Raw genomic sequence first — 26863 nt, forward strand, 5'->3', positions numbered from 1 at the left:
TGGCCGGGGGCCTGTGATCTGGAACACTACTGGCAGACCTGGATAGTTGGAAGTCCTACAGTCGGATTCGCGGCGAAACCGCCCGCCGTCGTCGGACCGCCCCCGAAGGAGAGCCATGACCGCCATCGCCGACCGCCCCGTCCCCGACTCCGGCGCGCCCGCCGCCCCTCCCGGCCTGCCCCACGTGGACCTGCTCCGTCTGCGGGACCGCCTCGAGCCGGCCGAGCGTGCCCGGCTCGACGCGATCGAGGACCACCTGCAGACCCGCGTGCGGCCGCACCTGACCCGGTATTGGGACGCCGAGGAGTTCGCGTTCGACCTGCTGCCGGGCCTGGCCGAGCTGGGTCTGGGACGCCTCGTCCTGGACGGCTCGTCCTCGCTGTTCCAGCAGCTCGTGCACGCGGAGATCGCCCGTGTGGACCTGTCCCTGTCCGCCCTCGTGGGCATCCACAACGAGCTCAACCTCGGCATGATCGCCGGCCTGGGCTCAGAGCGTCAGAAGGCCACGTGGCAGGGGCGCCTCGAATCCTTCGACGCCCTGGGCGCGTTCTGCCTCACCGAGCCGGACCACGGCTCGGACATCGCCGGAGGCCTCGCCACCACCGCCACCCGCGACGGCGACGAGTGGGTCATCCGCGGCGCCAAGCGCTGGATCGGGGCCGGTACGATCGCCGACGTCGCGCTCGTCTGGGCGCGCGACACCGCCGACGGCGAGATCAAGGGCTTCGTGGTGCCCACCGAAACCCCCGGCTACGAGGCCACCAAGATCAGCGGGAAGATGGGCCTGCGGATCATGCAGAACGCGGACATCACCCTGGACGTGCGCCTGCCCACGGACGCGATCCTGCCCGGCGCCACCACCTTCGCCGCCACCCGCGCCCTGCTGCGCGACTCGCGCATGTGGGTCGGCTGGCAGGGCGTCGGCGCGCAGATGGGCGTGTTGGACGTGCTGCGCTCCTATGCGCTGCGGCGGGAGCAGTTCGGCCGCCCGCTGGCCGCGTTCCAGCTGATCCAGGCCCAGATCGCCGAGGTCGCCGGCAACCTGGCCGCCTCCGCCGGGATGATGCTCCAGGTGGACGCCCTGCGGCAGGAGGGGCGGATGGAGATGATGCACGCGGCGATGGCCAAGGCCACCTCGACCCGGCTGGCCCGGTCCTCGGCGGCGCTCGCCCGCGACGCCCTCGGCGGCAACGGCCTGCTCACGGAGCACGAGATCGCCAAGATCATGGGGGACGTGGAGGCCATCTACTCCTACGAGGGCTCCTACGGCATGAACACCCTGATCGTGGGGCGGGCCCTCACCGGCGTCTCGGCTTTCGTGTGAGCCACGCGTCCTGCAGGTCCTGGATCAGCGGGCGGTGGGCGATGAGCAGCAGCACGCCGGCCACCGGGATGACCACCTCGAAGCCCAGCCAGAGGTAGCCGGCCGCGCCCGCCACCCCGCCCAGGAAGAACAGGGCCACGAGCAGCGCCAGCAGTCCCACGCGCCGCGGTTCCCCGACGACGGGGGCCGCGGCCCCGGGGCCGTTGCGGTACAGGATCTTGCCGAGCTCGACGCCGATGTCCGTGACCATGCCCGTCACGTGCGTGGTGCGGATCGGCCACGCCCCGATGCGGGTGATCAAGGCGTTCTGCAGGCCCATGGTGAAGCACAGCACGGCCACCACGACGAGCGGCCGGTGCGCATCGCGGACGTGCTCGGCGAGCAGGCCGAACACCAGCATGCCGACGCCCTCGAGCAGGAGGATGTTGGCGTACCGCGACCGGAGGCCGTTGACCCGGCCCCAGTTGAACACCAGCGCGCAGACGACCGCGCCCAGGATGAACATGGCCAGCGCGAGCAGGCCCGTGCCGACCAGACCCGGGGCGTGGAGGACCGCCGCGTCCGCCATGGACGCCACGATCCCCGTCATGTGGGACGTGTACGTGGCCACGGCGACGAAGCCCACGGAGTTGAGGATCCCCGCGATCGCGGTCAGCACCAGCGCCAGGTGGGTGTTGCGGCGCACGGTGCGCCCGGGGGCGCACAGGTTGAGCACCCCGCCACCCTACGACCGGACGCCGCCGTCGGCGCCGACGCGGGAGGCGCCGTCGTCGACGCCTCCCGTCACCGTGCCCGGGCTCAGTAGCTGGAGTAGCCGTCCTCCGACAGGGTGTGCTTCTCGTCGCCGGTGATGGCGGGGTTGAACACCGAGATCAGGTGCATGTCCTCGGTGCCGCCGCGCAGGTCGTGCGGCTCGTGGTCCGGCAGGACGTAGATGACACCCGGCGTGATCTCGTGGACGGTGCCGTCCGGCTCCACCACGGAGCCGTTGCCCGCGATGCAGTAACAGGCCTCCTTGTGGTTGCGGTACTGGAGCTTCGAGGACGATCCGGCGCGCACGATCGTGTGGGCGACGGCGAAACCCATCTCGTCCTTCGCGGTGATGAGGCGTTCGGAGGTGCCTCCGCCCCACTCGACCTTCTCGACGTCGTTCCGGCTGCGGGTGTACATGGCGTTCCTTTCGGCGAGCTCTGCGGGTCGGGCAAAGGGCCGTAGCCCTGGCTCCATCGTAGGGATGCCCGTCTCAGACCATAAGGGGCAACACGTGGGGGCTCATATGGGATGAAATAGTCCAGATCCACTATGATGTGCATCATACCCGGCATACGCTTCATCTTGACCCATGCGGGCCGGAGATGGAGGAGACGCGATGGCAACGCAGGCGAGGGATGGCCGGTTCTCCAATGAGGTGTTGCCCCAAGACGAGAGGCCTAGTCGTTTCGGTCCGGGGCTAATCATCGCCGCGTCCTTCATCGGGCCGGGGACCATCACAACCTCCATCGTTACCGGAGCCGAGCAGGGATTCGTCCTGGCCTGGGCTGTCGTCTTCTCAATTTTGGCCACCATCGTCTTGCAGGAGATGTCGGGACGGTTGGGCCTCGCGACCCGCATGAGTCTCGGACACGCTCTGCGCGAGGTGTTCTCCTCGGTGCCGGCACGACTTGTCATGGCGATCCTCGTCGTCGCGGCGATCGGCATCGGAGGGGCGTCCTACGCCGGTGGTGACACAGTCGGCACCGCCCTCGCCTTGACTAGTGTGACCGGACTCAGTCAGCCCGTGGTCGTCATCGGGATCGTCCTCACGATCGGCATTCTGCTCTGGACAGGCAGCTACAAACTGATCGAGCGGGTGCTGACCGTCATGGTCGGGTTATTGGGGCTGCTGTTCATCGTCACTGCAGTCCTAGTTCAGCCTCCGATCGGCGACCTCTTGATGGGCATGTTCATTCCCCGGCTGCCACCCGGCACGGCGTTGCTGGCGGTCGCACTGATCGGGACCACCGTGGTCCCTTACAACCTCTTCCTGCACGCGAGTTTGGTGCAGGAGAAATGGGGGCCGGGTCTGGATTCGCGGGAATCTCTCCGAGCGGCGAGAACGGACACGGCGGTGTCGATCTCCGTCGGAGGTGTAATCACTCTGGCCGTGATGGCGACGGCGTTCGGTGGGATGTACGTCAAGGGCATGCAGGCCGAGACCGGTCGGGACCTCGCCTCCGCCCTGGAACCCCTCCTCGGGGACGCGGCTGGCTGGGTGTTCGCGGCGGGCATGTTCGCGGCCGGGTTCACGTCCGCCGTAGCTGGCCCGCTCGGCGCGGCGTACGCGATTGCCGGCACACTGGGCCAGGACACCGATCTGCGCAGCGTCCCTGCTCGCATCGTGTGGGGCGCAGTCCTTGCGATCGGTGCCCTCATTGCCCTGACGGGAACGAATCCCACGGAGGTCATCGTCATCGCACAGGCGGCGAACGGGCTTCTCCTGCCCATCGTGGCCGTATTCCTGATGGTCGTGATGAACAGTCGTCGGCTGATGGGCTCGCATCGGAACGGCCCACTGGCCAACGCCCTGGGAGGGCTTGTCTGTCTTGTCGTCATCGGGCTCGCGGTCTACCAGCTGGGCGGGCTTGCCGGGCTGTGGGATTGAGGCCCGGCGATGACGCGCGCCGCCGAATGACGTCCCTTACCGACTGTCGTGAGCCGACGGCATGCGACTGAGTCATTCCTCCCGTCACCCGTTTCCTGAACGAAAGCGCTTCGACACGCCGCCGTTTCATCAACGAAAGACCTCGACACGCCCCGTCCGGCCCCTCCCGGTCGCCCTGTGACGCGGCCTACACGTGTGGGATACTGGCGGCACGCCGCATGCCCCGCGCGGGAGAGCGTCGGCGCGCGTCCTGCCCCGGCCGGCCGCGTGAGCAGGCCGCCGAAGGAGCAAACCCTCCCCGGGAATCTCTCAGGCATCCGTACCGCGTGGGGTCAGGCGCTCTGGAAAGCGTCTCACTCCGCCGCGCCCGCGTCCGGACCGAGACCACCGACGGTGCAAGCCGCCCACCCGGGCGTCGGAAACTCTCAGGTCCATGACAGAGCGGGGAGGAGCAGACCCACGCCGTGACCACGGCAGGATCCCCCCGGAGGTACCCCGTGACCAGCCCCCAGACCACCGAGAGCACGACCGCGCTGCCCCACGAGCGCGTCGAGCCCAAGGACGCCGCCTCGGCCCCCTTCGTGGCCCGCCACATCGGCCCGCGCCCCGCGGACGTCGAGCACATGCTGCAGACCCTGGGCTACGACTCGCTCGAGGCCCTCGTGGACACCGCCGTCCCCGCCGGCATCCGCCAGCCGAAGCCCCTCGAGCTGCCCGCCCCGCTGACCGAGTCCGCGGTCCTGGAGCAGCTGCGCGAGATCGCCGGCCGCAACGTCATGAAGACCCAGATGATCGGGCAGGGCTTCTCGGACACCGTCACCCCGGGCGTCATCCTCCGCAAGGTGCTGGAGAACCCGGCCTGGTACACGGCCTACACGCCGTACCAGCCGGAGATCTCCCAGGGCCGCCTCGAGGCCCTCCTGAACTACCAGACGATGGTCCAGGACCTCACCGGCCTGGACATCGCCAACGCCTCCCTGCTGGACGAGGCCTCCGCCGCCGCCGAGGCCGTGCTCCTCATGCACCGTGCCAACCGTCGCAGGACCGACGGCGTCACCCTCCTCGACGCGGACCTCTTCCCGCAGACCCTCTCCGTGGTGCGCCTGCGCGCCGAGGCCGTGGGCATCGACGTGCGCGTGGCCGACCTCTCCGCAGGCATCCCGGAGGACGTCCGCGCCGAGGTCGAGGAGAAGGGCCTGTGCGGCGTCGTGCTGCAGCAGCCCGGCGACTCCGGCCGCATCCACGACCACGCCGCCGTCATCGCGCAGGCCAAGGAGGCCGGCGCCCTCGTGACCGTCGCCGCGGACATCCTCTCCCTCGCCCTGATCACTCCGCCCGGGGAGCAGGGTGCGGACATCGCCGTCGGCTCCACGCAGCGCTTCGGCGTGCCCCTGTTCTTCGGCGGCCCCCACGCCGCCTACATGGCCGTGAAGGAGGGCCTGCAGCGCAGCATGCCGGGCCGCCTCGTGGGCGTCTCCCACGACGACGCCGGCAAGCCCGCCTACCGCCTCGCCCTCCAGACGCGCGAACAGCACATCCGGCGCGAGAAGGCCACCTCCAACATCTGCACCGCCCAGGCGCTGCTCGCGATCGTCGCCTCGATGTACGCCGTCTACCACGGCCCCCAGGGCATCGCCCGCATCGCCCGCCACGCCCACGCCCAGGCCGTCCGCCTGGCGGAGGCGCTGCGGGCCGGTGGCGTCGAGGTCGCCGAGGAGCACTTCTTCGACACGATCACCGTCCGCGTGCCCGGCCGGGCCGAGCAGGTCCTGCAGGCCGCCGAGGAGAACGGCGTGAACCTGCGCCTGGTGGACGCGGACACCCTGCGGATTGCCGCCGATGAGACCACCGTCGACGCCGACCTCGTGGCCGTCCTGACGGCGTTCGGCCTGGACGCGGGCTCCCTGCCGGCCTCCGCGCACGAGGGCGCCGTGGCCACCCCGGCCGTGCCGGAGTCGCTGCGCCGCTCCTCCGCGTTCATGACGCACCCGGTGTTCAACACCCACCACTCGGAGACGAAGATGCTGCGCTACCTGCGCCGCCTCTCCGGCTACGACCTGGCGCTGGACCGCACCATGATCCCGCTGGGCTCGTGCACCATGAAGCTCAACGCCACCGCGGAGATGGAGGCCATCTCCTGGCCCGAGTTCTGCTCCATCCACCCGTTCGCGCCCGACCACCAGACCGAGGGCTGGCGGTTCCTGATCGCGGACCTGGAGTCCAAGCTCGCCGAGATCACCGGCTACGCGGGCGTCTCGGTGGCCCCGAACGCCGGCTCGCAGGGTGAGTTCGCGGGCCTGTGGGCCATCCGCCAGTACCACCTGGCCCGCGGCGAGGGCGAGCGGGACATCTGCCTGATCCCGGCCTCCGCCCACGGCACCAACGCGGCCTCGGCCGTGCTGGCGGGGCTGAAGGTCGTCGTCGTCGCCACCGCCGACGACGGCACGATCGACGCCGCCGACCTGGGCGCCAAGATCGCGGCCAACGAGGGCCGCATCGCGGCCATCATGATCACCTACCCCTCCACGCACGGCGTGTACGACGCCGACGTCAAGGAGGTCTGCGCCACGGTGCACGCCGCGGGCGGCCAGGTGTACATCGACGGCGCCAACCTCAACGCGCTCGTGGGCCTGGCCCAGCCGGGCGAGTTCGGCGGAGACGTCTCCCACCTGAACCTGCACAAGACGTTCTGCATCCCGCACGGCGGCGGGGGCCCGGGCGTGGGCCCCGTGGCGGTGGGCGAGCACCTGGTGCCGTACCTGCCCTCCCGCGAGGCCCTGATGACCGCGGCCCCGCACGGCTCGGCCGGCGTGCTGCCCATCTCCTGGGCCTACATCCACCTGATGGGCGCCGAGGGCCTGCGCTCCGCCACCGCGCACGCGCTGCTGGGCGCCAACTACATCTCCCGCCGCCTCGCGCCCCTCTACCCGACGCTGTACACGGGCAACGACGGCCTCGTGGCGCACGAGTGCATCCTCGACCTGCGCGAGCTCACGGCCCGCACGGGCGTGACCGCCGAGGACGTGTGCAAGCGCCTCATCGACTACGGGTTCCACGCCCCCACCCTGGCGTTCCCCGTGGCCGGCACGCTCATGGTGGAGCCCACCGAGTCCGAGGACCTCGAGGAGATCGAGCGGTTCATCGAGGCGATGGAGGCCATCCACGCCGAGATCACCGCCGTCACCCCGGAGACCGTGGCGGACTCCGTCCTGCGTCGCGCCCCGCACACCCTCAACGTCCTGATGGCCGACGAGTGGGATCGCCCCTACTCGCGCGCCCAGGCGGGCACGCCGGTGCCGAGCCTGCGTCTGGACAAGTACCTGCCGCCGGTGGGCCGCATCGACGGCGCCTACGGCGATCGCAACCTCGTGTGCTCGTGCCCGCCGCCCGAGGCGTTCGAGGGCGCCGTGGCCGACACCGCCGACGAGGACTGAGAGGATCACCCCCATGAGCGATTCGACGCGCAACTCCCCGCTGCACCCGGTCCACGAGGCCGCGGGCGCCACGTTCACGGACTTCGGCGGCTGGAACATGCCCCTGAAGTACGGCTCCGAGCTGGCCGAGCACAAGGCCGTCCGCACCTCCGCAGGCCTGTTCGACCTCTCCCACATGGGCGAGATCCGGGTCACCGGCCCGGAGGCCGGGGCCATGCTGGACCACGCCCTCTCGAGCGTGCTCTCCACGTTGAAGCCCGGCCGCGCCAAGTACGCCCTGTGCCTGACGGACGCCGGCACCATCCTCGACGACACGATCGTCTACCGGATGGACGACGGCGAGGCCGGCTCCGAGCCCGACTACCTGGTGGTGCCCAACGCCGGCAACATCGCCGCGGTCCACACCGCCCTGAACCAGCGGGCGTCGGGCTGGGACGCCGTCGTCGAGGACGAGTCCTCGACCACCGCCCTCGTGGCCGTGCAGGGCCCGCAGGCCGAGAAGATCCTCGCCCGGGCCATGCCGGAGGCCGCGGCGCAGCTGGCCGAGCTGAAGTACTACGGCCACCTGACCCTGACCGTGCCCACAGACGCCGGCGACGTCACCGCCATCGTCGCCCGCACCGGCTACACCGGCGAGGACGGCTTCGAGCTGTTCCTGCCCGCCGCCTCCACCGCCGAGGCCGGCGACCGCGGCTCCGCCGTGTGGCACACGATGCTCTCGGCCGCGGACGAGGCGGGCGTGGAGCTGACGCTGTGCGGGCTCGCCGCGCGGGACTCGCTGCGCCTGGAGGCGGGCATGCCGCTCTACGGCAACGAGCTGGACACCGGGCACCAGCCGCACGCCTCTGGCGTCGGCTTCGCGGTGCCCGCGAGCAAGGAGGCCGACTTCGTCGGACGATCCGCGCTGGTCGGCAGGGACGACGTCGAGGAGGTCCTCGTGGGGCTGCAGGGCGCGGGTCGGCGTGCCGCCCGGCACGGTTACGCCGTGCTGGACGAGTCCGGCGAGCGGGTGGGCGAGGTGACCTCGGGCGCCCCCAGCCCGACCCTCGGACACCCCATCGCCCTGGCCCGTGTCCGCCGCGACGTGGCCGCCGAGGGCACGTCCCTGCAGGTGGACCTGCGCGGCCGCGGCGAGCCGTTCACCGTGGTGGCCACGCCGTTCTACCGCCGGGAGCGCTGAGCCCGACGCAGCCGTCCCTCGGCCCGCCGCTCGGCGGTCCCGGGGCCCTTCGCTAGACTCGGGCTCCGGGCCGTCGTCGCGGCCCCCCGTCCCGCCGTCCACCTGCAGGAAGTCCGCATGACTCACGTCGCCGCCCGTGCCCGGGTCCCCCTGAAGGGGCTGCTGGTCTTCCTCGCCGTCGCCGCCGTCCTGCTCCTGCTGGGCATCGTCACCGTCCTCCGCGGCGTGGCCGCCGACGCCGCCCGCGTGGACATCGTCACCGTGCTGGACGGCAACACCGTGGTGGTGAACCAAGGCGGCACCGAGCGGACCGTGGTCCTCGCCGGCGTCACGAGCGCGGGCCGCAACCCGGAGGGCCTCAAGGTCGGCCCCAACCTCTGCATGGGGGAGGAGTCCTACTCCTGGCTGCGTGATCGGCTCCCGCAGGGGGCGACCGCGAGCATGACCACCTCGGACGAGGGCGCGCCCGAGGGGATGGAGAGCGCGGTCATCTCGATCGGCGGCGGCACCGTCAACGTGGCCATGGCGGAGGCCGGCATGGCCGCCCCCACGGAGGTCGCCGTCGGCAAGCGCCTGGCGGAGGAGATCGCCCAGGCCAATCAGGAGGCCGTGGGTCGCGGCGTGGGGCTCTACGACATCGAGGAGCCCTGCACGTACCAGAACCGGCTCTACGAGGCCCAGTTCGCCCTGGAGCAGATCCCGGAGGACGCGGAGGCGTCCCTGACGAAGATCGACGAGCGAGCGGTGGAGTACGCGGCCGGCCTGGACCAGGTGCGCCTGGTGCAGCAGGAGATCCGGGCCCTCGACCCGGAGAACGGCACGTTCGCCGACCTCGCCTACGGGCCGGCCAAGGAGTCGCTCCTGGCCGAGGCGGACCCGGTGGTGGAGCACGGGATGCAAGTCCTGAAGGACCTCAACACGCGGCGCAACGAGATCGCGGCCCGCGGCTGACCCCGCCGCGCTCAGTCCAGGGCGAGGGTGACGAGCCCGAGCTGGGCCGCCCGGATGATCAGCTGGACGCGGTCGCGGACCTCCAGCTTGGCCATGATCCGCGTGAGGTTGGCCTTGACCGTGGACTCGGAGACGAAGAGGTTCGCGGCGATCTCCGGGTTCGACTGACCCCTGGCCAGCAGCCGCAGCACGCCCAGCTCCCGCTCGGTGAGGTCGGAGCCGTCGGGGCTGCCGGGCTGCACCGAGGTGGGGCCCACCGTCGGCCGGTCCCGCTCGATCGAGGCGAGCAGCTTGGTCGCCACGGCGGGGGAGAGCACGGACTCGCCGCGATGGACGGCCTGAATGGCGCCCAGGATGGCCGGCGGCTCCGCGTCCTTGAGGAGGTAGCCGCCCGCTCCGGCGCGCAGGGCCGGCACGAGGTAGTCCTCGGACGTGAACGTGGTGATCGCCAGGACCCGGATCGCGGGGTGGGTGTCCTTGATCCGGCGTGTGGCCTCCACCCCGTCCATCAGGGGCATCTGCATGTCCATCAGGACCACGTCCGGCTCGATGGCGGCGCACGCCTCCACGGCTTCGACGCCGTTGGCGACCACACCCACGCAGGTCATGCCGGGGGCAGAGTCGACGAGCACGCGGAGCGCGCCGCTCATGAGCGGCTGGTCGTCGGCGATCAGGATGCGCAGCTCTTCGGACACGCACGTCAGCGTAACCGGTGCTGTGGCGCATGCCACCTTGTCGGCGTCGGGGCGAGGCCGGGGTGCCCGCCGGCCGTCATCTGCGCCATGCCGCGGCGCGGCCTGTGCGCGGCGTGCACCATTTGTGACGGGCGTCATACATACTGGGGCCATGAAGACTCGCGCTCTCCTCGCTTCCGCTCTCCTGCTCGCCTCCACCCTCGTCGGCGCTCCGGCCGCCGCCGCCTCGGCGGCCTCGGCCGAGGACGACGTCGTCACGACCCTGGGCCTCGGCAAAGGCACTGCGGAGTGGACGTGCCGCCACTTCGGCATCTGGTGCGACTGACCCCGGGGCGGTCCGCCCCCGATGCCTGATTCGAGCCCATCGACCCCCTCCGTCCGGAGCGGCGCGCCCTCCCGGGCGCGCCGCTCTTCGGCGTGGCGTCAGGCGCGCAGCCTGCGGTGGCGCGCGTTCTGGGCCGCGGCGCCGCTGAGCCGCGTCTATCTCGCCTTCGGGTCGGCGTTCCTGCTCGCCTCGACCGCGTCCGACATCGGTCTGTTCGGCCCGGGCCACGGCGCCATCCCGGTCCTGGACGGGATCGCCATCGCGTCGGCGACCAGCGCCTTCCTCGCCCAGTGGTGGCGCAGCACGGTGGGCTTCGCCCTGCTCCTGCCCGGGGCCGTCGCGACCGTCGTCGGCGGTTCCGAGGTGCTCTTCGCCGTCGTCGCGCCCGTGGTCCTCGGGGCCGTCGCGGCGACCGCCCGTTCCTGGGGGTTCGTCGTCACGGCCGCCGTCCTGGCACTGACCTGGGGCGTCGCCCAGCCGTTCGCGGTGGGTCAGTCGAACGCGACGTGGTTCATCCTGCTGCTCATGTCCATGGGCCTCGGCGGCGGGCTCTTCATCCGCGAGAGCCTGACCCGGCGGGAGCGGGATCGCCGCCGGGTGTTCGAGGCGGAGGAGCGGGCCCGGCTGGCCGCCGAGGCCGAGCGTCGCTCCCTGGCCCGCGACCTGCACGACGTGGTCGCGCACAACCTCACGATCATCTCGATGCAGGCTCGGACGGCACGCTACCTCGGCGCCCCGGAGGCGGCTCAGGGCGTGCTGGACGTGGTGGGGGACTCCGCGAAGGACGCGCTGCGGGACCTGCGGCGCATGCTCTCCATCCTCCAGGAGGACGGGATCGTGGACCCGAGCGGTGAGCCGGGCGCCGCGGGGGGCGCGGACGGGGCGACGTCCGCGGATCCGGTGCTGTCCGTGGCCCAACTGGCCGAGGAGCTGCGCAGTCTCGGAATGACGGTGGAGACGGACGTCCGCTGCGACCAGAACGCGATGCCGATCTCCGTGCGCTCCACCCTGCACCGGGTGCTCCAGGAGGCCACCACGAACGTCGCCAAGCACGCCGGCGAGGGCGCGCGCGTGTGCATCGAACTCCGCGACGCGGGGCCGGACGTGGTGCTCGAGGTGGAGAACACCGTCACCGAGCGGTCCGGCCCGCCGCAGTGGAACTCCTCCGGTGTGGGCCTGAACTCCATGCGGGATCGCGTGGCCACCTTCGGCGGCACGATCGAGGCCGGGCCGGGGGGCTGGGGGTGGCGGGTGCGCGCGGTGCTCCCCAGGTCCGTCTGACGAGGCCGACGCCGTCGCAGCGGCGGACCAGACCCATGTGACCTGCATCACATCAGGGCCCGAAAGTCTGCACCTTCCGCCACTGTCGGGGGCGCCGTCGTCCCTCCTAGAGTGGGTCATGCCCCATTGAGACGGTGCACAGTGCGAATCACGAGCCGGGATACATGCCTGAGGGGATGCGGGCCCCGGACGCGGTTCCGAGAAGGACGATGGCCATCCGGCCATCGTCCTTTCTCGTTGTCGGGCGTGCTCAGGCCGGCTCGGCGGGCGACGGCTCCGGGGTGACCGTGCGGACGAGGGGACGGGCCGCCGTCCGGCCCAGGGCCATGAGCACGGCGGCCGGGAAGCCGATCACCGGGATGAGCATCGGCAGGATGCCCGCCGCGCCCTGCGTGAGCACCACCAGGCCGTAGAGCATGCCGATCAGCGCGTACGCCAGCACGTGGACCCACTGGTTGAGCACGTGCCGGAACGCCCAGTTCACGAGCAGGCACAGCGGCAGCCCCACCACCAGCCCGGCGACCCCGACCACCGTCAGCAGCGGTGTCAAGCTGCCGAAGGCCTGCAGGCCCGGGACCACGGCCAGGATCGCCACCACGGCGGCCATCACGAGGTTGGGCAGCAGCCAGGCCACGAGGAACCCGTTCAGTCCCATGCGCAGCTGCGGGCGGGGGCCGGAACGGGCCGCGCGGCGACGGGCACGGGCGGCGGACGCGACCGGGGCGGGGGTGGTCATGGCGGGAACTCTCCGGGAGGGGGATCGACGACGTCGGGCGGGTCCCCACTGTAGTGGGCCGGGCTGGACGGGCCCCGGGAGAATTCCCGGTCAGGCGCGCCGGTCGCCGTCCACGTGGAAGGTCAGGTCTTCGACGCCGGGGAAGGACTCGATCTCCTGGAACGCGTCCCAGGCGTCGCTGTCCGCCTCGGCGTCCGCGGGCAGGGTCACCGTCAGGGCGCCGATCTCCCCGTCGATCACCTGCAGGCGCAGCTCGAGCTCGTGTCCTCCCGCGGAGCCGGAGGCGAAGCGGCCGCGGACAGGCCAGACGCAGTCGTTCGGCACCGCGCGACGGATGTCGTCGTCGGTCTCGACGACGAGCGGCACCCAGTCCGGGACCTCGCCGGCTTCACGGATGGCCTCGGCCACCGAGGTGACGGTGCGCGCGTGCGGCAGCTGGGAGCGCAGCGCCTCAGCCCCGGGCAGGTCCCGGCCCTCGGCCAGCGCCGGGTCGAGCAGGGTCTCGAGCAGCACGCGCACCTCCACCGGCAGCTCGGCGGTGGCCTCGGGCTCGACCTCGTCGACCGTGTCCTCGTCCAGGCCGGCGGGGCCGGTGACGGCGAGTTCGACGGCGTCGCGGCGGGTCCGGCGGGCGTCCTCGTTGGCCAGCAGCATCGCCAGGGAGGCCGCTGCGGCCAGCGCGACGCGCGGGGCGGGGACGCCGACCCGCTGGAGCCCGCGCACCACGGCGCCGTCGATCCGGTCGTTCAGGCCGGTGGCACGCAGCGCGACCGCCGCGACCGCGCCGCCGACGGCCAGTCCGCCGAGCCCGCGCAGGGCACGTGCGGCGGGGGAGGGGGCCACCTCGCCCTCGGCGATCGCGGCGGTGTGGAGGGCGCCGGCGGTCTCGGCCGCGAGGAACGTGCCGCTGACGGCGGCCTCGAGCTCTGCGAGGGCCCGACGCTCGCGCCCTCGGCGGGCGTGCGGATCCAGCAGGGTGAGCCCGCCGACCGCGGCCGCCGCCGCCAGCCCGTAGAGCCGGCCGCCCGGGGCGAGGGCGCGCTGGCGCAACGCGGGGAAGACGGCCTCCGCGTCGTCGACGGGAACGGACGACGCCGAGTGGTGGACCTCGCCGGGGACGGAAGGGGCGGGGGAGGGGAGCTTCATGCCCCCAGTGTGGCGCACCGCCCGGCTCAGGACGAGTCAGCGGCCCACGTGCGCGCTCACGCGGAGCGCAGGCCGCCCTGCCACAGGGCGGCGAACGGCGTGCGGCCCTCCACCGCCTGCGCGATGCCGGCTCCCACGAACTCCTTGGCGCGGCGCGCGGCCTCGAGCGTGGTGGCACCCTTGGCCAACTCGGCGGTGACGGCCGCGGCGAGCGAGCAGCCCGCACCAGAGACGCCGGACTGGCCGATCTTCGGGGCGGAGAGCACCTCCACGGTGTCCCCGTCCACGAACACGTCCACGGCGTCCGGGCCGGGCAGGTGCATCCCGCCCTTGGCCAGGACGGCCGCGCCGGAGATCTCGTGGATGCGCCGAGCGGCCGCCGTCAGGTCCTCGACCGAGCGCACGGTCATGCCGGAGAGCTGCTCCGTCTCGAAGTGGTTCGGGGTGGTGAACGTGGCCAGCGGCAGCAGCTCGGCCTTGAGCGCCTGGTCCGTGTCCAGGGCGTGGCCCGGCTCCTGGCCCTTGCAGATGAGCACGGGGTCCAGGACCACGTGGTCCCACTCGGCGCGGCGCAGGGCCGCGGCCGAGGTGCGGATGACCTCCGGGGAGCCCTGCATGCCCAGCTTCACGGTGCGCAGCCGCTCCGGGTAGTCACCCTGGATGGCGTCGAGCTGCTGCTGGAGGATCTCGGTGGGCACGGGGAAGAAGCGGTGGTTCCAGTCGTCCTCCGGGTCGAAGGAGACGATGCAGGTCAGCGCCACGATGCCGAAGACGCCGAGTTCCTGGAACGTCTTGAGGTCGGCCTGGGCGCCGGCGCCGCCGGTGGCCTCGGACCCGGCGATGGTCAGGGCGAGCGCGGGGGCGGAGGCGGAGTGCTGGGGGGAGTGAGCGGTCTGGGGCATGCGCCCATGGTAGGACCGACCCCGGACGGGAAGCGCCCGACGGCCGGCGGTGTTCACCGGGGAACGAGGGTCCTCGGACCCGGAGCGTCCGCCCGGGCGCCCCGAGCGACCCGCGAAGGACGGGGACGGACGTGCTCGAGTTCCTCACCGGCACGGGCCTGGCCACCTCGGCCGGGCTCAACGCCTACATCCCCCTGCTCGCCCTGGGTCTGCTGGACCGGTTCACGGGGCTCGTCGACCTGCCCGCGGGCTGGACGTGGCTCGCCGCCGACGCCTCCCTCTGGATCCTCGGCGTCCTGCTCGCGCTCGAGCTCGTCGCGGACAAGATCCCCGGGGTGGACGCGGTCAACGACGTCGTCCAGACGGTCGTGGGAGCCGACACGGTCACGGTGGGGGCCGCCGCGCCCGTGCTCTCGGCGGCCGAGGACGTCTCGGCGGCCGGCCTCGTCGCGGCCGCGCTGTTCCTGCCGGTGCTGGTCGCCGTGCTGGTGGTCGCCGTCGTCGTGGGCCTGTGGCTGCTGGCCCGGCGGTTCCGCGACCGGCGGACGCGAGGCCGTGCCGCGGCCGTCCCGGGTGGGCCAGAATGGACGGCATGATCCTCATCAACCTGAAGTTCACCGTCCAGCCCGAGCGTGCCGACGAGTGGATGGACGCCGTCGCGAAGTACACCGCGGACGTGCGCTCTGAGCCCGGCAACCTGTTCTTCGAGTGGTACCGCCCGGTGGAGGGCGGCCCGAACGAGTACTTCCTGCTCGAGGGGTTCACGGACGAGGGTGCGCAGGCCCACGTCGCGTCCCCGCACTTCCAGGAGGGCCTGGACGCGATGCGCCCGCTGCTGGCGAGCACGCCCCAGATCATCTCCGAGCAGGTCGGTGCGGAGGGTTTCGGCCCGATGGGCGAGCTGCAGATCGACTGAGCCCGCCCCCGGCCAGAGGAGGCGACGGCGCCCGCGTCACGAGCGTGACGCAGGGCGCCGTCTCTGTATCCGGGGTCACACCCTGGCTACGGTGAGCGCATGAGCGGCGAGCAGAACAGCACCCAGACCCCCGGCCACCGCGCCGCCCACGTCCCTGCCGGCCAGGATCTCGGCCACCGCTGGTCCACCCGCGAGGCCGATCACGACGATCCGGCCGACCGCCGCACCGTCCGCCAGATCGCCGAGCTCGCCTTCGCGTCCACGGCCGAGGCCGACCTCGTCGAGGCGCTCGCCGGCGGCGCGGAGGGCTGGCTGCCCCAGTACTCCCTCGTGGCCATGACCGCCGCGATCCCCGGCACGGACCTGCAGTCGGACCCGATGGGCTACGGCACCCTGGTCCGGGCCCACATCGACCACGCCGAGGTGATCGCCCTCGCCCCGCACGGCGTCCTGCCCGAGCACCAGGGCGAGGGCGCCGGCACCGCGCTCGTCAACGCCCTGCTCCAGAAGGCCCAGGCCGACGGCGAGGAGGTCGTGGTGGTCTACGGCTGGCCCGAGTACTACGCGAAGTTCGGCTTCCACCAGGCCTCCGAGCACGGCGTGCACGCGGCCTTCGCCCGGCAGCCCGAGGCGCTGCAGGTCCTCACGCTCCAGGACGGGGCCGAGGTGCCGGCCGGCGAGTTCCGCTACCCGCCCGCGTTCGGGGCGGAGAACGCGCAGGTCGCCGGCCGCTGAGGGCGGGGCGTCAGCCCACGAGTCGGCGCACGGCGGCGAGCGTTCGTTCGGCCTCGGCCGGCTCGGCCGTGAGCCGCGCGATGACCTCCGCGAGGTCCGCGCGCAGGCCGGCCTCGGCGTCGTCGGCCGGGGCGTGGAGCCACGCCCGCAGGGCGCGGTTGTGGACGGCCACCACGGCCGCCGCCAGCCCGACGGCGACCCCGCCGCGCGCGGGCGTGTCCGGCAGGGCCGTGGCGAGCCAGCCGGAGAACAGCTCCGTGTAGCGGTGCGAGGTGAGCAGCTCGCGCGTGCGCAGCGCCTGGGAGCCGCGCAGCAGGCGGGAGCGCGCCCGGGCCCGGTCCGGATCGGCGGTGTGATGCCGGAAGACCTGGAGGACCGCCTCCTCCAGGGCCTCCCGCACGCCGAGGGAGGTGCCGCGCAGGAAGTCGTCCAGGCGGGCGAGCAGCGCCGCGTGGTCGGCGAAGACCACCTCCTCCTTCCCGCCGAGGTGGCGGAAGAAGCTGGCCCGGCTCATGCCGGCCTGGCGGGCGAGCTGGTCGGCCGTGACGGCGTCGTAGCCCTCGCGGTCCAGCAGGTGGATCAGGGCGGTGAGGGTGTCCTCGGCGGGCGTCGTCATGCGGGCCATGGTGCCACGGGCGCGGAGAGGAGGTGAGACTGCGTCTGATTCTGTGAGATGGCGTGTCAGTTGGTGTAGGGTGATGGCGGACACACCCATCTCTCCGACCCCGCCCGGGAGGCCACCATGACCGAGACCCTGCCCACCGTCGAGCCCGAGTACGACGTCGCCACGCCGCTGGACACCGACTTCTACCTCGCGCTCGCGGACGTCTCCGACGCCGAGAAGGATGTGTGGCGTCGGGCCCGCGCCTTCGCGCTCGAGCCGGACGTGCTGCCCCGGATCCGGGAGGCGTGGGACCGCCACGAGTACCCGCTGGACCTCGTGGCCCGCCTGGGGCAGGCCGACCTGCTGCGCGACGGCGTCCCCGTGGACGGGCTGCCCGACGTCTCCCGCGTTGCAGCGGGCCTGGCCATGATGGAGCTCTCGCGCCTGGACGGCTCGATCGCCACGATGACGGGCGTGCAGGGCGGTCTGGCCATGCGCTCGATCCAGCTGTGCGGCAGCGAGGAGCAGCGTGCCGAGCACCTGCCGGCCATGGCGCGCGGCGAGCTCTACGGCGCCTTCGCGCTCACGGAGCCGACCCACGGCTCCGACTCCGTCTCGCTGGAGACCCGCGCCGAGCGCGTCGACGGCGGCTGGCGGCTGCACGGGCACAAGAAGTGGATCGGCAACGGGGCCGCCGGCGGCGTGACCGTGGTGTGGGCGCGCAGCGCCGAGGACGAGAAGGTCCGCGGGTTCATCGTGCGCCAGGAGTCCGAGGGCTACACGGCCGAGGTCATCAAGGGCAAGGTCGCGCTGCGGGCCATCGACCAGGCCCACATCACCCTCGACGGCGTCTTCGTGCCCGACGCCGACGTCCTGCCCGAGGCCCGCTCCTTCAAGGACACCTCCCGCGTCCTCTTCGCCACGCGCGTGGGCGTCGCGTGGTCCGCCCTCGGGAAGGCCGTGGGCTGCTACGAGGCGGCGGTGCAGTACGCGGGGCAGCGCATCCAGTTCGGCCGGCCGCTGGCCGCCGCCCAGAGCGTGCAGACCCGCCTGGCCGAGATGCTCTCCCAGCTCACCCAGGTGCAGCTGCTCGTGCTGCGTGCGACCCGGCTCGAGGACGAGGGCCGGCTCACCGGGCCGATGGCGTCCATGGCCAAGTACTCGGCGACGCGCGCCGCGCGGTCCATCGCCGCGAACGCGCGCGACCTGCTCGGTGGCAACGGCATCCTCATCCAGAACGAGGTGGCTCGCCACTTCGCGGACATCGAGGCGATCCACACCTACGAGGGCACCGAGACCGTGCAGGGGCTGATCATCGGCCGCGAGATCACGGGGGTCGGCGCGTTCGTGTGAGATGACGCGAGCGGGGGCGGCGTGAGCCAGAGATTTCTGCTGGTACGCACGCCCCCCTGCCGCCGATTCGTCTGGCTCGGCGGCCGAATCGTCTGGCTCACGCAGGCAGAGGGAGCCGCAGGTGGGCGGCGAGGTCGCGCAGCAGGGCGGTGAGGCCGCGCCGAGTGAAGACGCTGGCGGTCACGCGCAGCACGATCCACCCCTCGGCCTGCATCCGGCGGTCGCGCTCGATGTCACGGCGCCACTGCTGCGGGTCCGTCCGGTGATGATCGCCCTCGTACTGCACGCAGACGTGGGCCTCGCGCCACACCAGGTCCGGCCGGACGGTGGACCCGTCGCTCAGCAGCAGCAGCGGATTCACCTCCGGCTCCGGCACACCCGCGTCGGCCAGCGCCAGTCGGAGGAGCGTCTCGGCCCTCGAATCCGCGCCGTTCCTGAGCAGCGGCAGGGCCGCTCGCAGGGTCCGCGTCCCTCGCCTCCCTCGCACCCGCAGCACCTCCGCCTCCAGATCACGCACGGTGCACCGCGGATGCTCGCCGGGACGACGCCGGCCCGCCGGGCCGTCAGCCCGTTGCAGCAGGCTGTCCCCGGCGGCGACGACGTCGGCCAACGGCAGACCCAGCTGCGCCAGCGCCGCCCAGGTGGCGGCCGGCGTCGTGATCCGCACCCCGGCACGCACCAGCACGGGGTCCTGCGGGTGCAGCTCATGCCCGACGACGCCGCTGCGGCGCGGCGCCCCGCCCTCGGCCCGCGTGCGCGCCAGATGGATGGGGCCGCGCTCCCACTGCCGCGGCAGCCACATCTCCCAGAGGCGAGCGGCGGTGGCGTGGGTGGCCGCGGTGCCGGGGTTCGTCCGCTGGAGGGCGCGGACGACGTCGGCCAGTGAGGGCTGACCCCCGGCGGTGTGCCGCAGCCCGTGGTGCGGGGCGTCGAACCGGGGGCCGCGCAGCTGCGAGGCCGTCAGGCCGGCCTGCAGCCCCGCGGCGACCGGGAAGACGGGGCTGAGGACGGCGTCGTCGTGCGGAGGAGGGGCGACCATGCCGCCACCCTCTCCTTCCATGGGCGGACACGGTGCCGCGACCGCGAGGGCCGTGGAGGGTGAGCTGCGCCCGCGGCCCTGTGCAGGAGCCGCCGAATCGTCTGGCTCACGTCCCCCACGCGTCCGAGCGGCGCTGAGCCAGACGAATCGGTCGAGACAGCCCCCTCAGAACAGCAGAAACGTCTGGCTCGCGCCCGTCGCAGCGTGCCGGCGGACCCAGCACCCCTCAGCCCTTCGGGGCGTAGTACCGGCCGAGGGTCTCGGCCTTGAGCTCGGCGAGCGTGCCGTCCTGCATGGCCGCGCGGATCCGGTCCACGAGCGAGACCGTGAACCGCTCGTTGTGGATGGAGAGGAGCGTGTGCGCCACCATCTCCTTCGCCTTGAACAGGTGCCGCAGGTACGCGCGGGAGTAGTGGGCGCACGTGTAGCAGTCGCACTCGGGGTCCAGCGGGCCGAAGTCGCGGCGGTACTTCACCCCGGGCAGGTTGTAGCGCCCGTCGCGGGTGTAGAACGCACCGGTGCGGGCCACCCGGGTGGGGGAGACGCAGTCGAAGGTGTCGGCGCCGTTCTCGACGGCGGTGAACAGGTCGTCGGGTTCGGAGATGCCCAGCAGGTGGCGCGGCTTGTCCTCGGGCAGCTCCTGCGCGCACCAGCCCACGATGGTCCCGAGGTTCTCCTTCTCCAGGGCCCCGCCGACGCCGTAGCCGTCGAAGCCGGACGTCACGCCGTCGAGCTCCCCCGCGGCCGGGAACTCGGCCCGCATCGCCGCGAGGTCGCGGCAGGCCTTGCGGCGCAGGTCCTCGTACTGGGCGCCCTGGATCACGCCGAACAGCGCCTGGTACGGCCGCGCCGCGCGGACCCCGGTGAGGCGGGCGTGCTCGTCGAGGCAGCGCTGGGCCCAGCGGCGGGTGCGCTCGAGCGCCTCCTCCTGGTAGCCGCGGGAGTTGTGCAGGGTGGTCAGCTCGTCGAAGGCGAACATGATGTCCGCGCCGAGGTTGTGCTGGATGCCCACGGACACCTCGGGGGTGAACCGGTGCCGGTCCCCGGTGAGGTGGGACTTGAACCAGACGCCGTCGTCGTCGACGTTGGCCAGGCGCTCCTTTCCGGGGGCGACGGCGTCGTCGGCGCCCTGCCCCTCAGGCGCGCCGGGGCCCTTCATGTCGATGACCTTCTTGAAGCCCGAGCCGAGGCTCATCACCTGGAAGCCGCCCGAGTCCGTGAAGGTCGGCCCGGGCCAGTTCATGAACGCGCCGAGGCCGCCGGCCTCGTCCAGGAGGTCGTCACCGGGCTGCAGGTACAGGTGATACGCGTTGGCCAGCAGCGCCTGCGCGCCGAGCTCCGCCATGGACTCGGGCAGCACCGCCTTCACCGAGGCCTGCGTCGCGACGGGGATGAACGCCGGCGTCTGGATCCGCCCGTGCGGCGTGGTGATCACACCGGTGCGCCCGAGCGGGGCGCCGTCCGCACCGCCGGTCTCCAGCCGGTGCGTCACCTCGAAGCCGAACTGCGAGGGATGCGCGGGGGCACCGGAGGCGGGCTGCGGCGTCGGGGCGGCGGGGGTCTCAGGCATGGGACCCAGGGTAGTGCGCAGGCACCGCAGGCCGCCCCGGCTCAGCCCAGCACCTCCCGCGCCACCGCGCTCGCCACCACCAGGTCCTGCCAGGGCATGCCCGTGGTGACGAACAGGGCGGGCGCGCCCTCCCGACGACGCGCGGTCCCGGCCACGAGCTCGGCCAGCGTCACCGTGTCCTCGATCCCGGCCAGCGCGCCGGAGTCGATCGCGAGGGTCACGTCCCCGGCCTCGCGGGCGGCCGAGTCCCGCGACTCCACCGCCACGGTCGCGCGGCGGGCCAGGGCGTCGTCGGTCTCGCGGGCGTCCGTGGTGTGCGAGCCCATCGCCACGACCGTCGCGTGCTCCGGCACGAGCGTCCCGTCGAACAGCGGGGCCGTCGCGGCCGTGCACGTCACCACGACGTCCGCCTCCGCCACGGCCTCCGGGCCCGCGGCGCTCGCGGTCACGCCCAGCTCCGCTTCGATGCGCGCGGCCAGGGCGGCGGCCCGGTCGGCGTCGCGGCCCACCACGGACACCCACTCCAGCCCGAACACGTCCTGGAAGGTGAGCGCGTGCTCCCACGCCTGCACGCCCGTGCCGAACACGACCAGGTGCCGGGGCGAGGCGTCCGCGAGCAGCCGCACCCCGAGCGCGGACACCGCGGAGGTGCGCAGGCCCGTCAGCTCGACGCCGTCCAGCACGGCCCGCGGTGCCTGGCCGGGGGTGCCCGGGGCGCCGAACAGCACGTAGACGCCCTGGATGACCGGCAGTCCGCGCTCCGGGTTGTCCGGCGTGAGGGTGAGCAGCTTGGTGCCGACCTCGCTCCCGCGCGTCGAGGGCATCTGCAGCAGCTGCCCGGCGGCGGTGGACACGCGGGTGCGGGGGGCGTCGGCCTCCGGGTCCAGGCCGGCGGCGAGGGCCGCCTCCAGCGCGTCGACGGCGGCGCGCGGGCTCAGGGCGGCGCGCACGGCGGGGCCGTCGATCCAGGGCAGGGAAGCGGTGGCGCGGTGCGTGTCCATGCGGCCACGCTACGGGGTGGGCCGGGCGGGCTCACCCGAACAGCGTGCGGAAGTTCGCCAGGATCCGGCGGGGGTGCTCGGGGTCGACGGCGGCCAGCCCCGCCACCGTGGGCTCGTACTCGCCCGGCGCGAAGTACCCGTGCTCGCGGTAGATCTCAAGGCGCTCGAGGATCCCGGCCTGGTCCAGCTCCGGGTGGAACTGGGTGGCGTACTGGCGGGTGCCGAGCCGGAACATCTGCACGGGGCAGTCGGCGCCCTCGGCGAGCAGCACCGCGCCGGGCGGCAGCGCGCTCATCGCCTCCTTGTGGCCGACGTACGCCGCGAACGTGCGCGGGACCCCGGCCAGCAACGGATCCGCGGCACCCTCGTCGGTGAGCGTGACCTCGACGGGCGCGGCCGATTCGCCGTACGCGTTGTCCACGACGCCGCCGGCGTGCCGGCCCAGTGTGCCGACGCCGTAGCAGCAGCCGAGGAACGGCAGGTCGCGGCGCCGGACGACGTCGAGCATCCGGCCCAGCTCCGCCTCCACGGCGCGCTGCACGGGGGACTTGGTCTCCTCGGGATCGGTGCCCGTGAACGGGCTGCCGGGCAGGATCACGGCGGCGACGTCCGCGAGCTCCGCCTCCCAGTCCAGGCCGTGCGTGGCCACGTCCGGGCGCTGCACGACGCGGTCCAGGCGCAGCACCCGCAGCCGGCCCTCCGGATAGCCGCCCAGTCGCTGGACGGCCTCGACCTCGGCGGCCGCGGCGTCGTCTTCGGGGCGCGTCTGGACGAGGAGGAACGGCCGCGGATGCGGGCTCGGGACGGCGCCGGTCGGGGTGGTCATCTCGGCAGACTAGCGGGGCATCGGGCCGGGAGGGCGTGACGGCGTCGCGGGGCGTCGTCGGGGGCGGGTCGCGGTCAGCGGTCGGCCCAGGGGCGGGCGTCGGAGGCCCACGGCAGGGGACGGACGCGTTCCTCGGGCAGCGGGTCCGCGGCCAGCCGGCCGTAGAGGTGCACGTCGAGCCGCCGCCCGCCCGCGCGGAGGCGGCCGCGCTGCGTGCCTTCGTGACGGAGCCCGGCGGCCCGGGCGACGGCCCCCGCCGTCGGGCTGTCCGCCCGGTGGGCCAGTTCGATCCGCTCGAGGTCGCCCTCGGCCAGTTCGGCGCCCGCCACGGTGGTCGCCGCACGCGACATGATCGCGTCCCCGCGCCAGCCCTGATGCAGCCAGGCGGTGAGCGCGCCGGTGCCGTGCGCCTCGTCGCGCACGACGGCGACCAGGCCGATCAGCGTGTCCGTCCCGCGCTCCACCACGGCGACGGCGTCCGTCCCCTCCGCCTGGACCAGTCCGTCGACGTAGGCGCGGGCGGAGGCGTCGTCGGTGACCTCTGCGGGGTCGGCCATGCCGACGGTGCCCGCGTGGAAGGCCGCCAGGACGGCGGGCGTGCCCGTGGCGCGGAGGGGGCGGAGCTGGGCGGGTGCGGGGCCGGTCATGCCGGGAGCACAGCCCCGACTGGGGCTGGGAAGTGAGGTGTGCCACACGAGCCGCACCCCGGAGGGCGTGTCAGCGGGGACGGGGCCGGCCCTCGACGCCCGTCCCGCGGCCGGACCTCACCGGCGCGTGGCGGCCTTCGCCTCGAGCTCGTCGGCGAGGGTGCGCAGCGTGCCGAGCTCCCGGGCGATCCGGGAATCCAGGTCGGCGTCAGTGAGCGTCTCAGACCCGCCGCGGGCGCGCAGGTACAGCAGCTGGTCGAACCGGGCGCGGCGCCACTGATACTCGGCCTCGGCGTCGCGGGCCTGCAGGGCGCGGGAGATCTCCCGGTCGTAGAGCGGCGGCTCGTTGAGCTGGCGCTGGCGCACCTCGAGCACCCGGGCCGCCCGGCCCGGCTCGGAGGGGACCTCGTCCGCCTCGAGCAGGCGCCGACCGAGGTTGGCGGCGGCGATGTGCTCGCCCTCCTCGCGCAGGATCAGCGACGCCAGGGACAGCGCGGCCTGGATGGACTTCCACCGCCCCACGGCCCCGTCCCACGGCAGGTTCGTCAGCAGGCCCAGGGTGGCTAGCGTGCCCTCGGTGTCCTCGTGCAGCAGGTAGAGCCGCTCGGCCATGCCGAACACGTCCTCCAGCTGGGAGCCGGAGCGCAGGTTCAACCCGTGGGAGAGCCGGGCCGCGGTGGCGGTCAGCTCGGTGTCCTCGAGGTGGCGCTTGCCGACGGCGACGATCCGCTCCTCGGGGGACCCCGCGTCCACGGGGGAGAAGGTGGTGTCCGGGACGGCCCTGCGCTCCTCCGGGCGGTCCGTGCGGACCCGGATCACGGAGCCGTGGGCGATCTTGACCTCCCGGCCGCCCTCGAGGGTGGCGATCACGAGCGCGGGGGTGCCGAAGTCGTCCCGCATCACCCGGGTCGAGGCCACGGGCGGGGCGGGCTCGCCGCGGCGGGTCAGGAAGCTGTCCCCGGGCTGCACGTCCTGGGACTTCAGATGGCGGAGGTAGCCGCCGACGACCGGTGCCATGCTCAGCGCCCCCATCCCACGTGGGCGAGGGCCTGGCGCACCAGGTCCCCGCGGCCACCGATGAACTCGGCCTGGATGTCCTCGCCGAGGGCCTCCTCGGGGGTGAGCCAGGTCAGCTCGAGCGCGTTCTGGCGCGGCTGGCACTCACCCGTCACCGGCACCACGTACACCAGGGCCACGGCGTGCTGGCGGTCGTCCGTCAGCCCGGTCTCGGACGGCGCCGGGAAGTACTCGGCGACGGTGCAGGGGACCACCGACGGCGGCAGCTGCGGGAACGCGAGCGGGCCGAGGTCCTTCTCCAGGTGGCGCATCAGCGCGGCGCGGATGGTCTCCCGGTACTGGACGCGTCCGGAGACGAACGTCCGCTGGAACGTGCCGGTCTCGTCCGCCACGTAGAGCAGGCCGATCTCGGTGACGTAGCCGAGGGAGTCCAGCCGCACCGGGATGGCCTCCACATACACCATGGGCAGCCGGCGCCGGGCCTCGTAGAGGTCCTCGTCGGACAGCCAGCCCGGATTCGGGTCGGGGGTGCGCACGCTCATGGTTCTGTTCTACCGGAGTTCCGCGCCGGGGGCACACCGGGTCCCGCGTGTTCCGCTCACCACTTGGCTCGGAAGTACTGCCGGGCCATCGGCACCTGCTCCGAGGGGACGTCGAGCGCGAGGGCGGCCGCGGTCGGCCAGTTCGGGTTCGCCAGGGCGGCGCGGCCCACGCAGACGGCGTCGGCGCGGTCCTCGTCCACCACGGCCGCGACCTCCTCGGCGCCGGTCAGCGAACCGACGGCGGACACCACGATCCCCTCGGTGCCCTCCTTCACGGCGGTGGCCAGCGGCACCTGATAGCCCGGGCCCTGGGGGCCCTCGTAGGTGTCCCCGATGCCCGCGGAGGACAGGTCGAACCAGTGCACCTGCCCCTGCAGCTCCTGCGCCAGGCGGACGGTCTCCTCGATGCTCCAGCCGCCCTCGACCCAGTCCGAGCCGGAGATGCGGATGCCGAGGACCTTGTCCGCGGGCCACACCTCGCGCACGGCCGCCACGACCTCCTTGAGGAAGCGGGTGCGGCCCTCGAAGTCCCCGCCGTACTCGTCGGTCCGGGTGTTGGTCAGCGGCGAGAGGAACTGGTGGATGAGGTAGCCGTGGGCGGCGTGCAGCTGCACGGCGCCGAAGCCGGCACGGTCGGCGCGCTCGGCGGCGTCGGCGAAGGCCTGGACGGTCTCCCGGATCTCGTCCACCCGCATCGCGTGGGTGCGGATCTCCATGGAGTTGGTGGCCACGCCGGAGGGGGAGAGCGTCTCCCAGGAGTCGGGGCCCTCGAGGATCGGCTGCCCGGCGGGCGCGCCCGGGTGCATGGGGACGGTCGAGGCCTTGGCGCCGGCGTGGCCGAGCTGGATGGCGGGCAGGGCGCCCTGGGAGGCGATGAACTCGGCGATCGGCGCCCACGCGTCCCGCTGCTCGTCGTTCCACAGGCCGGTGTCCCACGCGGAGATGCGTCCCTCGGGGGTGACGGCGGTGGCCTCGGCCACCACGATCCCGAAGCCGCCGGCCGCGCGGGCGCCCAGGTGCTGGAAGTGCCAGCCGTGGGGGACGCCGTCGCGCGCCTCGCACGAGTACTGGCACATCGGCGGCAGGATCAGGCGGTTGCGCACGCGCACGCCGTTGATCTCGATCGGTTCGAAGATCGCGGGCACGGCGGGGGCGTCGGTCTGCGGGGTGGCGGTCTGAGTCATGCACCCCACCCTACGAGCGGGTCCGGACACGGGAGGGCTCGCGTCCGCCGCGGGCGGAAGGGCGGGCCGGCCCGTGCGACGAGAGAAGTCGTCACCGCTGCTGCGTCCACCCCTACCCTGGGCCCATGCCCTCCTACCGCGCCCGCCTGCAGATCGGCGACCTCCTGCCCGGCCACCGGCCCGAAGAGGTCATGGACCTGGCCGAGGCCGCCGTCCAGGCCACGCACGTGCTCGCGGCCAAGGACATCGAGGTCGTCGCGCGCGTCCCGCGGATCGTGCTGCGCTTCACGGTGCCCGGCTCGCACCGGGCCGGCGAGGACGCCGAGGCCGCCGAGGTGGCGCGGCGGATGGCGGAGGCGGTGTCCGGCGTCGCCGTGACGGGCCGGCTGGACGTGCTCCGGCGCGACGGCGGCCGGTGGGTCCCGGTGCCCGCTGGGCTCGGGCGCTGAACGGGGCCGGGCTCAGGCGCCGGCCGGGTGCGGCCGGCGGGCGGCGTCGCGCTCGATCTGGCGGGCCCAGGAGCGGCGCACGGCCGCGGCGGTGACCAGCAGCAGCGCCCCGAAGGCGGCCGCGAGACCCACCCACACGCTCTGCTGCGCCCCGAGCGGGCTGGGCAGCAGGCGGGGCAGGGCGAGGCAGAGCAGGGTCCAGGCCATGCCCAGGGCCACACCCATGCGGCCGCGCCCCCCGAGCACGAGGCGCAGGGCCGCCAGCAGCAGGGCCACCAGCACCAGCAGGGCGAGCAGCTCGGTCGGGAACCAGCCGACGTGCACACCCCAGGCGTGGAGGGCGGGGGCCCCCGCGGGGGGCGCGC

27 protein-coding genes, 1 pseudogene and 1 riboswitch are annotated in these 26863 nt (G+C 73.3%); of the genes and pseudogenes, 12 read left to right on the forward strand and 16 right to left on the reverse strand.

Features of this window, described 5'->3' with window-relative positions:
• Positions 1-115: 115 nt before the first annotated feature.
• A complete protein-coding gene (locus tag ACFI33_RS04555; protein WP_206481418.1) occupies positions 116-1324 on the forward strand; it encodes an acyl-CoA dehydrogenase family protein in 1209 nt (402 codons plus the stop codon).
• Here the strand turns inward: ACFI33_RS04555 and ACFI33_RS04560 are convergent.
• Complete coding sequence (locus ACFI33_RS04560; RefSeq protein ID WP_336575011.1) at positions 1299-2039, reverse strand: YoaK family protein; 741 nt, start codon at positions 2037-2039, stop codon at positions 1299-1301. The two genes, ACFI33_RS04555 and ACFI33_RS04560, sit on opposite strands and share 26 nt — an antisense overlap.
• Positions 2040-2122: 83 nt before the next feature.
• Positions 2123-2494 carry an ectoine synthase gene (locus tag ACFI33_RS04565; protein WP_036338798.1) on the reverse strand — a complete coding sequence of 124 codons (372 nt, stop codon included), beginning with the start codon at positions 2492-2494 and terminating at the stop codon, positions 2123-2125.
• Positions 2495-2693: 199 nt separating this feature from the next.
• Here ACFI33_RS04565 and ACFI33_RS04570 point away from each other — a divergent pair, with 199 nt between their 5' ends.
• The 4 genes from ACFI33_RS04570 to ACFI33_RS04585 all read left to right on the forward strand — a co-directional run bounded on the left by ACFI33_RS04570 (position 2694) and on the right by ACFI33_RS04585 (position 9530).
• A complete protein-coding gene (locus tag ACFI33_RS04570) occupies positions 2694-3965 on the forward strand; it encodes an Nramp family divalent metal transporter (protein ID WP_080694971.1) in 1272 nt (423 codons plus the stop codon).
• 218 nt (positions 3966-4183) lie between these two features.
• Positions 4184-4300, forward strand: a riboswitch (glycine riboswitch).
• 162 nt (positions 4301-4462) lie between these two features.
• Positions 4463-7399, forward strand: a complete 2937-nt coding sequence (gene gcvP, locus ACFI33_RS04575) for an aminomethyl-transferring glycine dehydrogenase (RefSeq protein ID WP_113914150.1) — start codon at positions 4463-4465, stop codon at positions 7397-7399.
• A 13-nt stretch (positions 7400-7412) separates the two neighbouring features.
• Positions 7413-8579, forward strand: a complete 1167-nt coding sequence (gcvT, locus tag ACFI33_RS04580; RefSeq protein WP_020624815.1) for a glycine cleavage system aminomethyltransferase GcvT — start codon at positions 7413-7415, stop codon at positions 8577-8579.
• Between the two features lie 117 nt (positions 8580-8696).
• A complete protein-coding gene (locus ACFI33_RS04585) occupies positions 8697-9530 on the forward strand; it encodes a thermonuclease family protein (RefSeq protein WP_020624816.1) in 834 nt (277 codons plus the stop codon).
• An 11-nt stretch (positions 9531-9541) separates the two neighbouring features.
• Here the strand turns inward: ACFI33_RS04585 and ACFI33_RS04590 are convergent, their stop codons facing one another.
• A complete protein-coding gene (locus ACFI33_RS04590; RefSeq protein WP_002856693.1) occupies positions 9542-10225 on the reverse strand; it encodes a response regulator in 684 nt (227 codons plus the stop codon).
• 151 nt (positions 10226-10376) lie between these two features.
• Here ACFI33_RS04590 and ACFI33_RS04595 point away from each other — a divergent pair, with 151 nt between their 5' ends.
• Both ACFI33_RS04595 and ACFI33_RS04600 read left to right on the forward strand, forming a co-directional pair.
• Entirely contained in the window at positions 10377-10550 is a 174-nt protein-coding gene (locus ACFI33_RS04595; protein ID WP_002856694.1) for a hypothetical protein, read from the forward strand.
• 21 nt (positions 10551-10571) lie between these two features.
• Positions 10572-11831, forward strand: a complete 1260-nt coding sequence (locus ACFI33_RS04600) for a sensor histidine kinase (protein ID WP_036341142.1) — start codon at positions 10572-10574, stop codon at positions 11829-11831.
• 250 nt (positions 11832-12081) lie between these two features.
• Here the strand turns inward: ACFI33_RS04600 and ACFI33_RS04605 are convergent, their stop codons facing one another.
• From ACFI33_RS04605 to ACFI33_RS04615, 3 genes are all read right to left on the reverse strand, one after another.
• Positions 12082-12567 (reverse strand): hypothetical protein, encoded by a 486-nt coding sequence (locus tag ACFI33_RS04605; RefSeq protein WP_020624818.1) that lies wholly within the window; start codon positions 12565-12567, stop codon positions 12082-12084.
• A gap of 90 nt (positions 12568-12657) precedes the next feature.
• On the reverse strand, positions 12658-13713 hold the full coding sequence (locus ACFI33_RS04610) for a hypothetical protein (protein ID WP_036341139.1): 1056 nt from the start codon (positions 13711-13713) through the stop codon (positions 12658-12660).
• Between the two features lie 56 nt (positions 13714-13769).
• Entirely contained in the window at positions 13770-14615 is an 846-nt protein-coding gene (locus ACFI33_RS04615; RefSeq protein WP_036341136.1) for a hydroxymethylpyrimidine/phosphomethylpyrimidine kinase, read from the reverse strand.
• A gap of 131 nt (positions 14616-14746) precedes the next feature.
• On the opposite strand from ACFI33_RS04615, the gene ACFI33_RS04620 reads away from it, so the two are divergent.
• The 3 genes from ACFI33_RS04620 (at position 14747) to ACFI33_RS04630 (ending at position 16266) form a co-directional block, all read left to right on the forward strand.
• Positions 14747-15211, forward strand: coding sequence for a DUF4126 domain-containing protein (locus tag ACFI33_RS04620; RefSeq protein ID WP_036341133.1), 465 nt, complete (start codon positions 14747-14749; stop codon positions 15209-15211).
• Positions 15208-15531 (forward strand): putative quinol monooxygenase, encoded by a 324-nt coding sequence (locus ACFI33_RS04625; RefSeq protein WP_010079505.1) that lies wholly within the window; start codon positions 15208-15210, stop codon positions 15529-15531. Before ACFI33_RS04620 ends, ACFI33_RS04625 begins: the two co-directional genes overlap by 4 nt.
• A 99-nt stretch (positions 15532-15630) precedes the next feature.
• Positions 15631-16266 carry a GNAT family N-acetyltransferase gene (locus ACFI33_RS04630; RefSeq protein WP_036341130.1) on the forward strand — a complete coding sequence of 212 codons (636 nt, stop codon included), beginning with the start codon at positions 15631-15633 and terminating at the stop codon, positions 16264-16266.
• Between the two features lie 10 nt (positions 16267-16276).
• Here ACFI33_RS04630 and ACFI33_RS04635 read toward each other — a convergent pair whose 3' ends face one another.
• Positions 16277-16882 carry a TetR/AcrR family transcriptional regulator gene (locus ACFI33_RS04635; protein WP_036341145.1) on the reverse strand — a complete coding sequence of 202 codons (606 nt, stop codon included), beginning with the start codon at positions 16880-16882 and terminating at the stop codon, positions 16277-16279.
• 126 nt (positions 16883-17008) lie between these two features.
• On the opposite strand from ACFI33_RS04635, the gene ACFI33_RS04640 reads away from it, so the two are divergent.
• Entirely contained in the window at positions 17009-18223 is a 1215-nt protein-coding gene (locus ACFI33_RS04640) for an acyl-CoA dehydrogenase family protein (protein WP_036341128.1), read from the forward strand.
• 97 nt (positions 18224-18320) lie between these two features.
• Here ACFI33_RS04640 and ACFI33_RS04645 read toward each other — a convergent pair whose 3' ends face one another.
• From ACFI33_RS04645 to ACFI33_RS04680, 8 genes are all read right to left on the reverse strand, one after another.
• Positions 18321-19262: an endonuclease domain-containing protein gene (locus tag ACFI33_RS04645; RefSeq protein WP_036341124.1), complete on the reverse strand. Its 942-nt coding sequence runs from the start codon at positions 19260-19262 to the stop codon at positions 18321-18323.
• A 226-nt stretch (positions 19263-19488) separates the two neighbouring features.
• The gene (tgt, locus tag ACFI33_RS04650; RefSeq protein WP_127435580.1) at positions 19489-20832 is read right to left on the reverse strand and encodes a tRNA guanosine(34) transglycosylase Tgt; all 1344 of its coding nucleotides are present in this window, start codon (positions 20830-20832) and stop codon (positions 19489-19491) included.
• Between the two features lie 41 nt (positions 20833-20873).
• The gene (locus tag ACFI33_RS04655; protein ID WP_152744311.1) at positions 20874-21833 is read right to left on the reverse strand and encodes an ornithine cyclodeaminase family protein; all 960 of its coding nucleotides are present in this window, start codon (positions 21831-21833) and stop codon (positions 20874-20876) included.
• A 31-nt stretch (positions 21834-21864) separates the two neighbouring features.
• Entirely contained in the window at positions 21865-22659 is a 795-nt protein-coding gene (locus tag ACFI33_RS04660; protein WP_100059247.1) for a glutamine amidotransferase, read from the reverse strand.
• Between the two features lie 74 nt (positions 22660-22733).
• Positions 22734-23306, reverse strand: coding sequence for a GNAT family N-acetyltransferase (locus ACFI33_RS04665; RefSeq protein ID WP_206501146.1), 573 nt, complete (start codon positions 23304-23306; stop codon positions 22734-22736).
• Positions 23307-23423: 117 nt separating this feature from the next.
• Positions 23424-24323 (reverse strand): DUF6707 family protein, encoded by a 900-nt coding sequence (locus tag ACFI33_RS04670; protein ID WP_225941407.1) that lies wholly within the window; start codon positions 24321-24323, stop codon positions 23424-23426.
• A 2-nt stretch (positions 24324-24325) separates the two neighbouring features.
• Entirely contained in the window at positions 24326-24865 is a 540-nt protein-coding gene (locus ACFI33_RS04675) for an NUDIX hydrolase family protein (RefSeq protein WP_036316089.1), read from the reverse strand.
• 56 nt (positions 24866-24921) lie between these two features.
• The gene (locus tag ACFI33_RS04680) at positions 24922-26049 is read right to left on the reverse strand and encodes an NADH:flavin oxidoreductase/NADH oxidase (RefSeq protein WP_036339859.1); all 1128 of its coding nucleotides are present in this window, start codon (positions 26047-26049) and stop codon (positions 24922-24924) included.
• Positions 26050-26174: 125 nt separating this feature from the next.
• On the opposite strand from ACFI33_RS04680, the gene ACFI33_RS04685 reads away from it, so the two are divergent.
• The gene (locus tag ACFI33_RS04685; protein WP_036339857.1) at positions 26175-26498 is read left to right on the forward strand and encodes a hypothetical protein; all 324 of its coding nucleotides are present in this window, start codon (positions 26175-26177) and stop codon (positions 26496-26498) included.
• A 12-nt stretch (positions 26499-26510) separates the two neighbouring features.
• On the opposite strand, the pseudogene ACFI33_RS04690 reads toward ACFI33_RS04685, so the two are convergent.
• A pseudogene (locus ACFI33_RS04690) lies at positions 26511-26863 on the reverse strand (hypothetical protein); the annotation flags it as partial.

It is taken from the genome of Micrococcus sp. PSi08 (assembly GCF_054960655.1).

Coding starts and splice junctions, on each gene's coding strand:
- ACFI33_RS04615 (WP_036341136.1), bottom strand. CDS start 14,615: ATGCCCCAGACCGCTCACTCCCCCCAGCACTCCGCCTCCGCCCCCGCG.
- ACFI33_RS04630 (WP_036341130.1), top strand. CDS start 15,631: ATGAGCGGCGAGCAGAACAGCACCCAGACCCCCGGCCACCGCGCCGCC.
- ACFI33_RS04570 (WP_080694971.1), top strand. CDS start 2,694: ATGGCAACGCAGGCGAGGGATGGCCGGTTCTCCAATGAGGTGTTGCCC.
- ACFI33_RS04680 (WP_036339859.1), bottom strand. CDS start 26,049: ATGACTCAGACCGCCACCCCGCAGACCGACGCCCCCGCCGTGCCCGCG.
- ACFI33_RS04645 (WP_036341124.1), bottom strand. CDS start 19,262: ATGGTCGCCCCTCCTCCGCACGACGACGCCGTCCTCAGCCCCGTCTTC.
- ACFI33_RS04610 (WP_036341139.1), bottom strand. CDS start 13,713: ATGAAGCTCCCCTCCCCCGCCCCTTCCGTCCCCGGCGAGGTCCACCAC.
- ACFI33_RS04655 (WP_152744311.1), bottom strand. CDS start 21,833: ATGGACACGCACCGCGCCACCGCTTCCCTGCCCTGGATCGACGGCCCC.
- ACFI33_RS04665 (WP_206501146.1), bottom strand. CDS start 23,306: ATGACCGGCCCCGCACCCGCCCAGCTCCGCCCCCTCCGCGCCACGGGC.
- ACFI33_RS04625 (WP_010079505.1), top strand. CDS start 15,208: ATGATCCTCATCAACCTGAAGTTCACCGTCCAGCCCGAGCGTGCCGAC.
- tgt (WP_127435580.1), bottom strand. CDS start 20,832: ATGCCTGAGACCCCCGCCGCCCCGACGCCGCAGCCCGCCTCCGGTGCC.
- ACFI33_RS04555 (WP_206481418.1), top strand. CDS start 116: ATGACCGCCATCGCCGACCGCCCCGTCCCCGACTCCGGCGCGCCCGCC.
- ACFI33_RS04600 (WP_036341142.1), top strand. CDS start 10,572: ATGCCTGATTCGAGCCCATCGACCCCCTCCGTCCGGAGCGGCGCGCCC.
- ACFI33_RS04640 (WP_036341128.1), top strand. CDS start 17,009: ATGACCGAGACCCTGCCCACCGTCGAGCCCGAGTACGACGTCGCCACG.
- ACFI33_RS04595 (WP_002856694.1), top strand. CDS start 10,377: ATGAAGACTCGCGCTCTCCTCGCTTCCGCTCTCCTGCTCGCCTCCACC.
- gcvT (WP_020624815.1), top strand. CDS start 7,413: ATGAGCGATTCGACGCGCAACTCCCCGCTGCACCCGGTCCACGAGGCC.
- ACFI33_RS04675 (WP_036316089.1), bottom strand. CDS start 24,865: ATGAGCGTGCGCACCCCCGACCCGAATCCGGGCTGGCTGTCCGACGAG.
- ACFI33_RS04585 (WP_020624816.1), top strand. CDS start 8,697: ATGACTCACGTCGCCGCCCGTGCCCGGGTCCCCCTGAAGGGGCTGCTG.
- ACFI33_RS04685 (WP_036339857.1), top strand. CDS start 26,175: ATGCCCTCCTACCGCGCCCGCCTGCAGATCGGCGACCTCCTGCCCGGC.
- ACFI33_RS04660 (WP_100059247.1), bottom strand. CDS start 22,659: ATGACCACCCCGACCGGCGCCGTCCCGAGCCCGCATCCGCGGCCGTTC.
- ACFI33_RS04605 (WP_020624818.1), bottom strand. CDS start 12,567: ATGACCACCCCCGCCCCGGTCGCGTCCGCCGCCCGTGCCCGTCGCCGC.
- ACFI33_RS04635 (WP_036341145.1), bottom strand. CDS start 16,882: ATGACGACGCCCGCCGAGGACACCCTCACCGCCCTGATCCACCTGCTG.
- ACFI33_RS04565 (WP_036338798.1), bottom strand. CDS start 2,494: ATGTACACCCGCAGCCGGAACGACGTCGAGAAGGTCGAGTGGGGCGGA.
- ACFI33_RS04670 (WP_225941407.1), bottom strand. CDS start 24,323: ATGGCACCGGTCGTCGGCGGCTACCTCCGCCATCTGAAGTCCCAGGAC.